The sequence below is a fragment of the Agrobacterium sp. GD03872 genome, from assembly GCF_029840625.1.
GTDB classification, from domain to species: Bacteria; Pseudomonadota; Alphaproteobacteria; order Rhizobiales; family Rhizobiaceae; genus Agrobacterium; species Agrobacterium fabrum_A.
This window is the reverse complement of record NZ_JAOCCY010000001.1, coordinates 64,725-78,383: the sequence shown is the minus strand read 5'-3', so window position 1 is coordinate 78,383 and position 13,659 is coordinate 64,725. Positions and strand designations below refer to the sequence as shown.

The 13,659-nt window shown below is 58.1% G+C and carries 15 protein-coding genes; 9 read left to right on the top strand and 6 right to left on the bottom strand.

The features are described 5' to 3' along the window. Positions 1-33 precede the first annotated feature (33 nt). From N5D22_RS00355 to N5D22_RS00335, 5 genes are all read right to left on the bottom strand, one after another. Positions 34-756, bottom strand: a complete 723-nt coding sequence (locus tag N5D22_RS00355; protein ID WP_279655849.1) for an ABC transporter permease — start codon at positions 754-756, stop codon at positions 34-36. 8 nt (positions 757-764) lie between these two features. Next, positions 765-1,202 carry a DedA family protein gene (locus tag N5D22_RS00350; RefSeq protein ID WP_279655566.1) on the bottom strand — a complete coding sequence of 146 codons (438 nt, stop codon included), beginning with the start codon at positions 1,200-1,202 and terminating at the stop codon, positions 765-767. Next, complete coding sequence (locus N5D22_RS00345; protein WP_279655565.1) at positions 1,199-2,521, bottom strand: MFS transporter; 1,323 nt, start codon at positions 2,519-2,521, stop codon at positions 1,199-1,201. Before N5D22_RS00345 ends, N5D22_RS00350 begins: the two co-directional genes overlap by 4 nt. Before the next feature lie 18 nt (positions 2,522-2,539). Then, positions 2,540-3,805: a nickel/cobalt efflux protein RcnA gene (locus N5D22_RS00340; protein ID WP_279655564.1), complete on the bottom strand. Its 1,266-nt coding sequence runs from the start codon at positions 3,803-3,805 to the stop codon at positions 2,540-2,542. Positions 3,806-4,073: 268 nt separating this feature from the next. Continuing rightward, entirely contained in the window at positions 4,074-4,352 is a 279-nt protein-coding gene (locus N5D22_RS00335; protein ID WP_279655848.1) for a metal-sensing transcriptional repressor, read from the bottom strand. Between the two features lie 486 nt (positions 4,353-4,838). Here N5D22_RS00335 and N5D22_RS00330 point away from each other — a divergent pair, with 486 nt between their 5' ends. From N5D22_RS00330 to N5D22_RS00295, 8 genes are all read left to right on the top strand, one after another. Then, positions 4,839-5,213, top strand: coding sequence for a hypothetical protein (locus N5D22_RS00330; protein ID WP_279655563.1), 375 nt, complete (start codon positions 4,839-4,841; stop codon positions 5,211-5,213). 42 nt (positions 5,214-5,255) lie between these two features. Continuing rightward, the gene (locus tag N5D22_RS00325) at positions 5,256-5,984 is read left to right on the top strand and encodes a HupE/UreJ family protein (RefSeq protein WP_279655562.1); all 729 of its coding nucleotides are present in this window, start codon (positions 5,256-5,258) and stop codon (positions 5,982-5,984) included. Positions 5,985-5,991: 7 nt separating this feature from the next. Continuing rightward, on the top strand, positions 5,992-6,771 hold the full coding sequence (locus tag N5D22_RS00320) for a hypothetical protein (protein ID WP_279655561.1): 780 nt from the start codon (positions 5,992-5,994) through the stop codon (positions 6,769-6,771). 862 nt (positions 6,772-7,633) lie between these two features. Beyond that, positions 7,634-9,226 carry a penicillin-binding protein 2 gene (locus tag N5D22_RS00315; protein ID WP_279655560.1) on the top strand — a complete coding sequence of 531 codons (1,593 nt, stop codon included), beginning with the start codon at positions 7,634-7,636 and terminating at the stop codon, positions 9,224-9,226. Positions 9,227-9,740: 514 nt separating this feature from the next. Beyond that, positions 9,741-10,616 (top strand): hypothetical protein, encoded by an 876-nt coding sequence (locus N5D22_RS00310; protein WP_279655559.1) that lies wholly within the window; start codon positions 9,741-9,743, stop codon positions 10,614-10,616. A 23-nt stretch (positions 10,617-10,639) separates the two neighbouring features. Then, positions 10,640-10,834: a hypothetical protein gene (locus N5D22_RS00305; RefSeq protein WP_279655558.1), complete on the top strand. Its 195-nt coding sequence runs from the start codon at positions 10,640-10,642 to the stop codon at positions 10,832-10,834. Further along, positions 10,831-11,580 carry a hypothetical protein gene (locus tag N5D22_RS00300; protein WP_279655557.1) on the top strand — a complete coding sequence of 250 codons (750 nt, stop codon included), beginning with the start codon at positions 10,831-10,833 and terminating at the stop codon, positions 11,578-11,580. The genes N5D22_RS00305 and N5D22_RS00300 overlap by 4 nt, the downstream gene beginning before the upstream one ends. A gap of 136 nt (positions 11,581-11,716) precedes the next feature. Then, positions 11,717-12,340, top strand: coding sequence for a methyltransferase domain-containing protein (locus N5D22_RS00295; RefSeq protein ID WP_279655556.1), 624 nt, complete (start codon positions 11,717-11,719; stop codon positions 12,338-12,340). A gap of 141 nt (positions 12,341-12,481) precedes the next feature. Here the strand turns inward: N5D22_RS00295 and N5D22_RS00290 are convergent, their stop codons facing one another. After that, positions 12,482-12,736 carry a hypothetical protein gene (locus tag N5D22_RS00290; protein WP_279655555.1) on the bottom strand — a complete coding sequence of 85 codons (255 nt, stop codon included), beginning with the start codon at positions 12,734-12,736 and terminating at the stop codon, positions 12,482-12,484. Between the two features lie 187 nt (positions 12,737-12,923). Between N5D22_RS00290 and N5D22_RS00285 the strand changes: the two genes are divergently transcribed. Then, entirely contained in the window at positions 12,924-13,655 is a 732-nt protein-coding gene (locus tag N5D22_RS00285; protein WP_279655554.1) for a HupE/UreJ family protein, read from the top strand. The last annotated feature ends 4 nt before the right edge of the window (positions 13,656-13,659 follow it).

Below are 13,659 nucleotides of genomic sequence, written 5' to 3'. Positions count from 1 at the left end.
TGGCCGCGAGTGCAAGCTTCGCATTACGCATGATTATGCCAAAAACAGTTCGCGCGCGGCAATCAGTGTCAGCAGCAGGCCGACACCCGCCTCAAGCACGCGAGAGGCCTTCTCCAACACAACGGCGCGGCCTTCAATCAGATGGATCAACCCATTGCGAAAAAGGATTGTTGCAGCCGCAACCGTCGAAAGCGTCAGCGCCACGCCCACCATCATGGCGCCGGCAAACATCACACCGGCTTCAGGAACACCGCGCGATACCGCGAAGGTCATGACAAACAGCGTCAGGGGGCATGGGATGAGACCGGCCATGAAGCCGACCGCCAGACCTTCGCCGTGATCATGCCTATGCGGACGTTTCCAGAAAGCGCGATAGAGCATCCACAGACCGATGACACCGAGCAATCCACGGCTCAGATCCTCAAGCAAGGGGGCACGGCCGGGGTTGACGAACGAGGAGAAGGAAACGAGCGGCAAGGCAAGCACGACGATCAGCACCGACAGTGCGACGTGGGTAAAGGACAAAACAGCGGAGACTGTCAACCCGCGGATCAGGCCGAGCGGCGAACTGGCGAGATAGCTGGCGAGGATCATCTTGCTGTGTCCCGGCATCAGCGCGTGGGCCGCACCGAACAAGACGCCCATTGGCAGATAGACGAGGAATGCGCCCCAGCCTCCGCCGGTCGCGAAGGCCTTGATGTGTTCCGCAAACGCAAGATAGACATCCCGCTGGAAACTGACGATGTCCTGGATCAGGCCGACCATCACGCCACGCTCAGCGTTGCTGCCGTGAGAATCGCATACCTCCCGACCTTGGCGAAAGTTACAAGCAGCAGGAAGATGGGAAACGGTTCGCGAAGCACGCCGGCGACGACGGTCAGCGGATCGCCAATGATGGGTACCCAGCTGAGAAGCAGCGACCACTTTCCATAACGGCGATACCAATTTTGAGCCCGGTCAAGCGCTGCGGGCTTCACGGGAAACCAGCGCCGGCTCCTGAAACGCTCCACGCCACGTCCGAGCAGCCAGTTGGCAACCGATCCCAGGACATTGCCGAGGCTGGCGACCGCGATCAGTGTCCAGACAGGGTAAGCGTCGGTGAGCACAAGGCCCACCAACGCGGCTTCCGATTGCATGGGCAGGATCGTCGCGGCGACAAATGCGGTGACGAACAGCCCGACATAAACGATGAGGTCCGTCATTGAGCCTGCGGCCATTCCGGGTGATGGCTGTCGATGACGAAGGTGTGCCGATGGCGATGTCCACGCCCCACGGCAATGGCGTCGGCAAGGTGCGGATGGCTTGCGTCCAGTTCGTCATGCGTATGTTCGATTTCATCAGGATCGCTTTCCGGCCACAGTCGCATCGCGCAGAACACTGCGACGGCGGCAATCAGCCCGAGCGCCACGAAGGTCACGGGCAAACCGGCCTTGGCGCCCAGCCATCCTGCGACGGGATAGGTAATCAGCCAGCATGCGTGCGACAGCGCAAACTGCGCCGCAAAGAGCGCAGGCCGGTCTTCGGGCTGTGACGAGCGCCGCAACAGGCGCCCCGATGGGGTCTGGGTCAATGAGTATCCGAGACCGAGCATGAACCAGAGCGGCAGCAAGAACACGTAACTTTGCACGGTGACGCCGATGAACAGGCCGAGGACCAGGACGGAAGCGCCCGCAAGCATCGCCTTGCGATCCGGCATCTCGTCAAGCAGGCGCGGCAGCAGCAATGCGGCGATCATCGAACCGCCGCCAAAAGCCGCCAGAGCCAGCGCGGTTGACCGTTGACTGAGGCCGAAGCCGGCCTGCACGAGAACGACAGTGTTGACGATGACCATGGCGCTTGCCGCCGCCACGGCAAGATTGAGCGCCAGCAACCCCCGCAGGCGCGGGGTCGCGAGATAGATGCGCATTCCGCGCGTGGTCCGGTCATAGATGCCCCGCCGTTCGGTTGCCTTGGGGCTTGGCAGCGCCACGGAGACAACGAGCGCCGCCGATACCAGGAACCCGACAACGGTTCCGGCAAACAGGCTGTGGAAGCTGATGACGGTCAAAAGCGCCGCAGCCAGCATCGGGCTGACGACGCTCTCGAGATCATAGGCAAGTCGCGAGAGCGACAGCGCGCGGGTGTATTCTTTCTCGTCCGGCAATACATCCGGGATGGTTGCCTGGAAGGTCGGCGTGAATGCCGCCGAGGCCGACTGCAGCACGAAGATCAGTACATACACCTGCCAGATCTCGGAGACGAAGGGCAGCAGGATCGCCACTGCCGCCCGGATCAGATCAAGGAACACAAGCATGGTTCTACGTGGCAGGCGTTCGGCGAAGGCCGCCGCAACCGGCGCGACGCCGACATAGGCGATCATCTTGATGGCGAGCGCCGTTCCAAGAACAGCCCCGGCATTTGGCCCGGCCAGATCGTAAGCCAGCAGCCCGAGCGCCACGGTGGCCAGACCCGTGCCGACAAGCGCTATGACCTGGGCGAGAAAAAGATGACGATAGGTACGGTTTGCAAGAACTTGCAACATGACAGATATTCCGTTCGATCAACCAGCTGCGGGGATGGCGGTTGCTGCCTGCGCCGCAAGCCCTGTCCAGCCGTGATAACCGACATAGAGCCCGACGAGAATGATGAGGATGCTGGACACGTAAGGCGCTCTCCGGGCAACGGTGCCGAACCACGTCCAGCGTTTGGTCGCGTGGCGAACGCTTAGAGCCGCCGCAGCGCCAACCAGCACGAGAGTGATCGCAAGGCCGATAGAAAAGCACAGGACGAGAACAAAGCCCAGCGTAAATTCCTTGAGCTGCAGGCACAGGAGCAGAACGGTGATTGCGGCCGGGCAAGGAATGAGCCCGCCGGTCAGGCCGAAAAGCACGATCTGCCACGTCGTAACATTCTGGTTTGCGAACCGCCGGCGGATATCGTTGGCATGGGCAAGCTCATGGGCATCCTGATAACCGTCCGAACTGATCTCCAGGCCGCGTAGCTCCTCGTGCATGTGATCGTGCCCTTCACCCTCAACGAACGAAAGATCATAATCATGGGTGTGGTTACCGTGGCCGAGACTGACGCGGGCCATGAACTCATGCGGTTCCGGAATTTCGGTGGTTGATTCGAGATAGTCGCCTTTGTCGGCAAAAGCGAATGCCTGCATCATGCCGTCTGGCCGTTCCGTCATTATCTTGACATCCTGCGCCTTCCACGCCTGCCCCCGCTCCGTGCGAAGCCGCCAGACCGGAGGGACGCCATCTTCAAAAACCTCAACCGCGATGACACCATGCCCGGTGTCGATGCGGCGGACATCGCCATGCGCGTGTCCGTGTGAAGCGACTGGCGCTGGCTGCGCGTGATCATGACCGTGGGGCGCGCCATGCGAATGAGAGCCGTCGTGGGCGTGCGAGCCATGATGTTTATCATGAGCCCCGTGACCACCGTGGGCATGACCTGCGGCGGCCCTGGCCATCTGCTGATCTTTCCATGTCCGCCAGAGCATCCACAAAGCTATGCCGATGATGATAATGGCGGAGACAAGCTGGAAATACGGCTCGGAGGTTTCCGCATCCAGACCCTGCCAGAAATACATGCCGGCAAATGCTATGCCCCAGACGATGGCCGTGTGCGAAATCGTTGCGGCAAGGCCGAGCAGAACCGCCTGAGCAACAGTGCCCCGCACCGCGACGATGAAGGCAGCCATCATCGTCTTGGAGTGGCCGGGCTCCAGTCCGTGAAGCGCACCGAGAAGAATGGCGCTCGGGATAAACAGCCACGCATGTGCCGACCCCTGTTGCAGCAGTTCAGAAAATTCAGGCATTTGATAAACCTCGGCGGACGGATAGGAATCTCGCTCAATTACCTATCCCCCCGGTAGGGATATTGCAAATGATATTTTCGCCGTTCCTGGATTTCCGGCTCGCTCCAGCCTCGACCTAAATCCGGATCAGGCCACCCGCCGCGCGGGACACAGGCAGGGCCTTCAACAGCAGAAATTGCCCCCCAAGAATGGGCGACGAACATTTCGCGCGGACCAGACGATCGCCCCGCGTGGCGTCAGGCTTTCCCGGATAGGGCCGCAAGAATCGTCAAAGGTACTTTGTTATGGTCTTGAACTCGTCGATTGACTGACGCTTTTCTCTTGGCAGGGCGCCGACAGTGTCTTCGAGGCAATGGTCGAGGTGATCCTGAATGAGATTTCTTTTGGCGTTGCTGATCGCCTTTTCGACTGCGTGGAGTTGCTGAGCGATATCGACACAGGGTTTTCCGGCTTCAATCATCGCAATGACGCTTTTCAGATGGCCGTCAGCCCGCTTCAGTCTTTTGATGATGTCGGTATGGGTCTCGTGAGTATGAGGTTCGGTCATGGTGTCCATATCTTTGTTTAACTCCTCTCCCTTGCAAGAGCGCGCCCTAGTCTAGAGCCATAAGCCCGGGACGCCGTTTCATCAAGCCTTTGGACTGCGGATCGCCGCTCACCATTTTGGCAAGAGAATAGGCCGCCAATCGGCGCGACGTCATCAAAAACACGTCACTTTATTATTGTCCTATCCACCCAGAGAGGATAAATCAAGGTCGTTTCGGCCATCGAGTCGCCGACAAACGGCGACATCAGGCGCTTGCGAAACAGGAGTTTTAACCACGGGTAAAACCGTCAGCAATTCGGTGGCGGCATATCCGCCTCACGCCGACTCTCTCCGTTGAGAGCCTCTGCCAGAGCGGGCGCAACCCGGTTTTCCACCGAGGCGTTTCATGAAATCGTCAATGGGCGCGCGTGAATCCTATCGGGGAGGATTGGTAATTTTTAGCGTTCATTAACTGTTGTGTGCCATTTGTTAACCATGCGAACGACCATGAAAAAATCGATCACCGTTTTCTGCCTGAGCCTCGCTCTGGTGGTCGGCATGATTTTTTCGCTCGCTGGCGAAGTCCGTTCCCACAGTGTCGCATCGTCGCAACTGGCAAGCCTCGGTGACGAAACGCACAGCCCACACGATAGCGAAGTCGATTCAGGAACGAAAAAATCGCCCGGCAGCCAGTCGGAGCATACGCAAAATTCCAACCATTCCCATGGGCACAACTCGACCGATCATTCACATGAAAAATCGGCGATGCCTTTCAACTTGTTTTGCGAAACAGGGTCGTGCTCATTTGCATACGCCCTGCGTCGTAACAGCCCGTTGGTTGACGACTATTCCATCAGAGTGGAGCGCCCGCCACGTTCGTAGTCCGTTGTCCCGCAACCCTGCCAACAACAACGGATTGTCGCCATGCTTTCGTTATGCTCACGGAGTTCGATTTTATCGCGCTTCAATAGCGCTGTAATCTATTGCCTGCTGTTAACGGCGCTCTATACATCCGGTGCCGATGTCGCGCTCGCCCACGCTGTCTCGGAAGGAGACAAGGGCTACATTCAGGAAATCACCGGTCCAAACATTCTACCGTTCATCTACCTCGGTGCGAAGCACATGATCACCGGGTACGACCACATTTTGTTCCTGCTGGGCGTGATCTTTTTCCTTTACCGGATGAAGCACATCGCCATCTACGTCAGTCTCTTTGCCTTCGGCCATTCGTCAACAATGCTGCTGGGCGTCTATTTCAACGTCGGTATCAGCAGCTATGTGATCGATGCGATTATCGGTCTGTCAGTCGTCTACAAGGCACTCGACAATATCGGCGCCTTCAAGCGATGGTTTGGCTTCCAGCCGAATACGAAAATCGCAACGCTCGTTTTCGGATTCTTTCACGGCTTCGGACTCTCGACGAAGATCATCGAGTACAACATATCCCCCGACGGCCTCCTGCCGAACCTTCTCGCATTCAATGTGGGCGTTGAGATCGGGCAAATGCTGGCGCTTGCGACCATCCTCATCGCGATGGGCTACTGGCGGCAGACACGAAGCTTCTGGCGATATGCCTATAGTGCCAACGTCGTGATGATGGCGGCTGGTTTCACTCTTTTCGGCTACCAGATCGGTGGCCTACTCTTCTCGTGAGGGCACCATGTATAACAGTGACTTTCCGACGCGGGCGGAACTGCCCACTCATGCACAACTGAAGCGTTCAACCCTGATTGCGGCTGCTAGCGCGCTTGCCATTCTTGTCACGATCGTCTTCCCTTCGGAATACGGTGTAGACGTCACCGGCGTGGGTGGTTTGCTTCGTCTGACGGAAATGGGACAAATTAAGACCCAGCTTGCCCAGGAAGCCGCCAGCGACAGAATGACAACGGCAGCCACGCCACCTCAGCAGTCCGTGCAACAGGTTTCCCAGGCGCAAGTCGCGCTGCTGGCAGAGCGCGTTTCGGCACTTGAAAAATTCTTCTTCGATGGCCAGGCATCCGGTTCTGCGGCGCCCCAGCCGGGAGCCGTTGCCAGCATTTCAGAACCGGCCTCGCCTGACGATGCGCAAGCCGCCGATCAGAATGGGGCTCTTAGCCTGATCTCGGCGGGGAGCGCAGATGCGGTCAAGCAATCCGATGAGATGAACGTGGTTTTGGGCCCTGGGGAGGGAACCGAAATCAAGATGGTCATGGATGCCGGGGCAAAGGCGAATTTTTGGTGGTCGGCAAACGGCGGCCAGTTGAATTTTGACGCTCACGGTGACGGCGGCGGCCAGTCGGTCAGCTATGAAAAGGGCCGGGGCATAGGCCAGGACGAAGGTGTCATGACAGCTTCATTCTCCGGAAACCACGGCTGGTTCTGGCGCAACAGAACCAGCGAGCCGGTCACCTTGACGCTCCGGACGAATGGAACTTACGCGCAGCTAAAGCGGATGAAGTGAGCGAAAACAGGGGTGCACAACACCTTGCGCACCCCTGTCCCGACAAATCTCAGCTTGACCGGGTTCCAAACCTCGACAACACGGCAGAACAGAAATGACCTGGAGAAAGCATAGGATCGGTGATCGCGTTGTTCCGCCCCTTTACGCGGACAGCCTCCCCTTATGCTCCGCCGTTCGGAAGTCCCGCCCACTGGCTCGCACGCTGGCCATCATATCCGTCGTCCTTATGGCGTTTGCCTTCTTATCGGCGATCTCCGGCATTCATGCTCCCATAGGCGGCGACCAACAGGAATACGCAGCATCGGTCGGGATGATGGCCGACGATACGGCAACACACCCACACGCGGAGCACGGCAGCAGCCATCACAAATCCGACCATTCGCACGATGTACCGGCCCTACAGGCTTATAGTTTTGATCTCGCCGCCTTCCCGTTTCGACAAATCTGGGATGGCGGCGCCCTGTCTCTGTCTGACAAGAACAGGTCCAAGCTGAAGAAGCCTCCACGCATCTCATCCAACTCCGACGTTCAGCGAAACATCAGGTTGGAAAATCATGGAAATGCAGTTCTCTTGTCCGGGTAGCCAGTCCCGTAGCCATCGTGGCTTTGCTTCGGTATCCGTCGCAATATTTGTCCGCCCCTGCCCCTACATGCCGTCCGGAGCGACGACATGGTGATGGCGCTCTACAGGAAGAAAAAGCTTCTCAAGCCCCTTCGCAAACGCGCTCGGGGCGCCTCCGGGCCCAAGCGCAAAATACGGCTGGCGATCATGCTCTGCGTATTTGTGGCAAGTTACATCGTCATATTCGCGCGACTGACGTTTCTTGGTCTCCAGGAGCCGCCACCAAGTGCGATAGCGTCAATGCCGCCGTCGGTGGCACGTCCCGACATCGTTGACAGGAATGGCGTGACGATGGCCATGGATGTGCCGGTGGCCTCCATATTCGCCGAACCGCGCAAGCTGGTCGACATTGATGAAGCGGTTGAAGGATTGACGAGGGTCTTCCCCGATCTCGACCCGGCGGATCTCTATCAGCGTCTCAGCAACCAGAAGGGCTTCGTTTGGGTCAAGCGCCAGGTCTCAATCGCCACCAAAAACCGTGTTTGGGATCTCGGAATCCCGGCCGTCGGTTTTCGTGAAGAAACGCGCCGCTTGTATCCCAACGGCAATCTGGCGGCTCACGTGCTCGGCGCCGTCAATACCGACAATGTCGGCATAGCCGGGATGGAGCGGTGGGTCGATAATCAGGGACTGCAGAGTCTGCGTGAGGCCGGGCTTAATCCCGACAGCGCTTCGCTTGAGCCCGTAGCGCTGAGCATCGACCTGAAAGCGCAGTACATTCTGACCGAGGAGCTGAACAAAGCGGTCGAAAAATTTTCAGCCATCGCTGCCGCCGGATTGATCATGGATGTGACGAATGGCGAGGTCATCGCCCTGGCCTCACTGCCGGATTTCGATCCGAACATACCAGCCCAGGCGCTGCAATCCGACCGTATCAACAGGGTTGCGGTCGGCACATTCGAAATGGGTTCCACCTTCAAGGCGCTCACCACGGCGATGGCGGTGGATTCGGGCGCTTTCGGCCTGAATTCCGTCCTAGATGCCAGCCAGCCGCTCCGTTTCGGCCGCTCGACGATTTCCGACTATCGGGGCCAAAATCGACCGCTGACGCTGCCGGAGAGCTTCATCCATTCATCCAACATCGCCATGGGGCGAATGGCGCTCGCCGTTGGAAAAGAATCCCAGCAGGCGTTTCTCAGGAAGATGGGGCAGTTCGATCGGCTGCAGACGGAGCTCCCCGAAAATGCCGTTCCCATCATCCCGGCGCGCTGGGGCGATGTGACGACTGCAACCGTCTCGTTCGGCCACGGCATCGCCGTAACACCGTTGCAGGCCAGCATGGCAATCGCCTCTCTGGTCAATGGCGGAAAACTCATACGCCCGACTTTTGTGAAAGGTTCAAACGTCGAGGAGCGTTTGCTGGGACAAGGTGTGATAAGCGACAGGACAGGCGAAATCGTCAAGTTCCTGATGCGCCTGAACGCGGAAGTCGGCTCCGCCGCCAAGGCGGACGTGGCCGGTTTCTACATCGGCGGCAAGACCGGCACGTCGGAAAAGGTCGTGGATGGCCGTTATTCGAGCGAAAGAGTTATGACTGCATTCATGGGCGTATCTCCCGTAAACAATCCCCGATACCTCTTCATGACGATCATCGACGAACCCAAACCCCTCCCTGAAACCTATGGCTTCCGAACGTCCGGATGGAATGCCGTTCCGGTAACCGGCGCGATCATGACACGCGCTCTGCCGGCTTTGGGTGCAAAACCGGATTTTGCACCTCCAGCCAATCCATTCCCGAATGCTGTCGCCGCGGGAGCCTGGGGGGCCGAAAGGTTTACCGCCGAAAGGGCCTCCTCGATCCGAGCGTCGCTGAACGCGATCCCGATGGAGTAGAAACCGGGGCAACATCATCCTATCCCCATGGATAAGATTTTCGTGATGCCCGTTCTTAACTTTGCCTTAATTCTTGGAGTACAATCGTTGGTCATGCGCGGAAGGTTTCTTTCAGGTTTGTGGAAAAGGACGTTGGTCATCACTGCGGTGATCGCCATGGTCGTCCTGTCTTTCCACCACCTTGGCGGACCGAAACTTTCCGAACGTTCTGAGATGGAAATTACGGTGTCCAATTCTCATGGACACTCGCATGGCCAACAGGGCAGTACGACAGGGATGGAGGAACATTCACATCCTCATGCCCTTCTGCCGGCGGCTTACGATCATTCGCCATTGGGGCGCCAGGCCCCATGGTCGGCCCGTTCGGAGCCGAAAATCCGGGAGCAGGTAACGCGGCTGCTCCGCCCTCCAAGGACCACCGTGCTTTAGAGCGAAGCACGAAGGCATCGTTTTTCCTCATCGTGCTTCGTGGACCCCATCACGTCCCAGACGGTCTAATCCACGGAGAATTTCAATGTTTCTTGAAGCGGCACTCGCGCGCCGTGAGCTTGCGCGCCACCTCACTTCGCTCAACTATTCGGTCGATCCCACGGCATGGTCAAAGCTGTGCATGGCGATCAAGCGGGATCTGCAAGCCAAGCGCCTGCGGCCAAATGTACCAATACCGCCTCGCCGGAACCCGATCGCGTTCCTGAAAATCATGCAGCAGGAAACCGGTTCGATCACCAAGGCGCTCGCAGCACTGGTGCACGATGGCCCATGGACATCGAGCGGCGGATCATTTCGCCTCGCCGAGCAGATCGGGGTCGATATCCATGCCGAGGCCGAAAAAATCCACCAACGCAAAAATACCTTTCGTTTTCTGGAGATCGGCGCTGCCTGGGCCGGGTTCGGTGGTGGATACAAAACGGCGCCCAGCGCCAATATTGCCTCGCTCGCAGACCGTTTCTGGCAAGAACGCGGAAATTCGGTCTTTCTGCATTTCACAAACCTGACCCCCTGGCATGCTGCGCTGCCGGATGGTGTCTATGAGCATCCGTACGTCACGGCAGCCGGACTTGCGACACTTGAACGGCAGGGCGTTCAGCCGGGATCGGTTGATATCCTGTTCTCTCAGGCCGCCGCCTATTTCGAGACGGACCATGTGACATTCATGCGCCACGCGTGCCGGCTTATCGGCGACGGTGGCATGATGATCTTCAATCACCGGCCCGAGATCGCCGGGGAAATGGATCACTTTGCCAGATCATCCGGACTTGAACTGACGAAAAGAATCCATCTTGGCGGAATGAACGGCGACGTTGTCCGCTACGACCGGGTGCGGGCCGGGAACGGCCGCCAACCCGTTCTGGGAGAATTGCAACCCATTCAAAGAGAGGCGTTCGCCTGATGTCCCAATTTCGGAAATCAGCGATGCAGATTGCGGCCATCGGGGGAAATACCCCGGTGGCAGCGCCGCTTTTGCACGCAGGTATCACCACCATGACACGGCTGGATATGCACCGCACCGGCGAAACAGGTTCAGGCTGGATTTTCGGCCGCGTGAATTCGTTGAAACCGATCGATGGCCATTCCCGGCCTCGCATTATGAAAGGGATAGGGCTTTGAAGACCAGACGTGACTTCCTGTGCTTTTCCGGGCTCATGGCTTTGAGCCTCACGACTCGCCAAGCTTCGGCGGCAATCGGTGTTGCTGAGCGCGTCCTGACAGCGGAAAGCACCATCGCAAGGCGCATCGCAACGACAAACGCCGTCTCGGCGGAATTCGTGCTGGCATCTCTCGGCGCCGACATGGCCCCCGTCGAGACCCGCATCGCGATCTTCGAACTGGTTCGACGCGTGCCCTACAAGCTGACATCGTGGACAGGTGATCCCATGAGCCTGTTTTCACTCCAGCGTGGCGATTGCCGGCACAAAGCGGCAGCGGCCAATCAACTTTTGCGAAAATCGTCGTTTCGTTCCGATCAACGCATTGTGACCTTCGACTGGGCCGATCTCCCTATTCCAGCGGAAATCCTGGCGCTTCTGACGGATACCCGCAGCTTCCATGACACCGTATATGTCGACATCGACGGGCGGCAAACCCTCTTTGACGCCACATGGGATCCTGCCCTTGGCCTCGCGGGTTTCCCGATCACGGACGCCTGGGATGGAAAAACATCAACCGCCGCGATCACCGCAGGAAAGACGCAGATAGTTCGTCAAAGCGAGATTCCCAAAGGCTCCAATATCTATGAGCGCTACGGGGTGAAATGGCCAAACCGCGAAAGGACGCTGGCGTTCAATCGATCGTTCAATGCCTGGAGTGACAAGGTGCGAGCGCGAGGGCCAGGTGTCAAGGCAGCCGCGCAATAGCCTTCCACAGACAGAAACCTATCGAACAGTTCGCGACGTTGAGCGTCGTGGCCGACGCACGTCGCCCCATGGTCAGGAAAAGACATGAGACCCAAAAAATTGCACAGAGGCGAGCGCATTGCATTGCGAGGCACCCATGCCGAACTCTGACACGATGCTCTTCATTCGCGAGTGGCTGCAGAATCCACTGAGCGTCGCGGCCATAAAACCTTCCGGCCGGGCGCTGGCCGAACTGATCACCCAGTCAATATCGTCGGAAACGGGCCCGGTTCTGGAACTGGGACCGGGAACCGGAGTATTTACACAGGCACTGATCGACAGGGGCGTAGCTGAAGAACGGCTCACATTGATCGAATACAGTGCTAGCTTCGCCGATCTGCTGAAAGTTCGTTTTCCAACGGCCCGGGTGCTGGTTGCCGATGCCGAAGACATCGCCAAGCTTGACCTCTCCCCCGCAGGCTCTTTCGGAGCCGTTGTTTGCGGTCTCGGTTTGCTGAACATGCCGAGGCGAAAAGTATACGGGATCCTGAAAGGCGCGTTCTCTCGGATGAAGCCGGACAGCGCATTATTTCTGTTCACCTACGGGCTGTTGTGCCCGATACCAAGTGGTTTGCTTGGCGAACTGGGGCTGACAGCCTCGTATGTCGGCCGCACATTTCGCAACATTCCTGCCGCGGCAGTCTACCGGATCACCCGGAAGCCGGGAGTTTTCGGCCCGGCATCACACGTAAGGCCGGGATTTCAGACAAGTTGCCCATAAATAACGGTCCGGACCGTTCGGGCTTGAAAACGTATCAAATCGCTTTTCAGAGCCCCATGATGTCAACCGTCCTCAAGGCAAGCTTTCGCCATAAAGCAACGATATCCCCCATAGGGGATATCTTGCCCGAATCTTCTAACCCTAGTATTCACTGCCCTTATGCTGGTTCGACAAAAACGCCGATTTACCGATCTTTGCGCCGCCCTTCTGGCGGTGATCGGCGTTCTTTTGTTCGCGTTCGCCGCGCCGGGAACGCACCAGCCGAATCTCCATTCGGTCACGGCAAGTCAGATTGTTTCTCAAGGCGCCCATGCGCATGACGACCACTCGCACGACGGCGACGACGATGTAGCCGTTAACGACACCGGCGACCATCACCACGCCGATCATACCCATGAGAAAGCGGGGCTTTTCACGTCGGCTGGTGCGCTCCTTCGAACCCAGGTGCCAACCGCCTTTTCGGCATCCTCGATATCGTTTGCGGGTAGCCCGCCCGACGGCATTCACCGACCGCCACGCCATACTGCGTTGATCTGATCCACGCCGCACTTGCGGCCTGTTCAACGTATCTATGGAATTTTCTATGAACTCTCTCCGCTCTGGAGATGTGCCGTTCGGGCCTGCGTCCCGACGCGCCATCGCCACGTCGATTTTTGCCGTCCTGTCCTTGCTGATGCTGGCAGGCGCGGCGGCCGCCCATGCTGTCGCGGAAGGCGACAAGGGCTATATCCAGGAAATATCCGGTATCAACCTGATCCCGTTTGTTTATCTGGGCGCCAAACATATGGTGACCGGTTACGATCACCTGCTCTTCCTGTTCGGTGTGATCTTCTTCCTCTACAGGCTGAAGCACATCGGCATTTACGTCAGCCTGTTCGCGGTCGGTCACTCCACCACGATGCTGCTCGGCGTCTATTATGGCTGGAATGTCAGTTCCTACCTCATCGACGCCATCATCGGGCTCTCGGTCGTCTACAAGGCGCTGGACAATCTCGGGGCGTTCCAGCGATGGCTCGGTTTCCAGCCGAACACAAAGATGGCGACGCTCATATTCGGCTTTTTCCACGGCCTTGGCCTGGCGACAAAAATCCTCGAATACAACATCGCGGAAGACGGCCTCGTTCCCAATCTTCTGGCCTTCAATGTCGGCGTGGAAATCGGGCAGCTCATCGCGCTGGCCATCATCCTCATCGGCATGAGCTACTGGCGCAAGACATCGGGCTTCTTGCGCCACGCCTATACAGCCAACGTTCTCATGATGACCGCCGGGTGGGTGCTGATCGGATATCAGCTCACCGGTTATTTCGTCGCTTGATTTT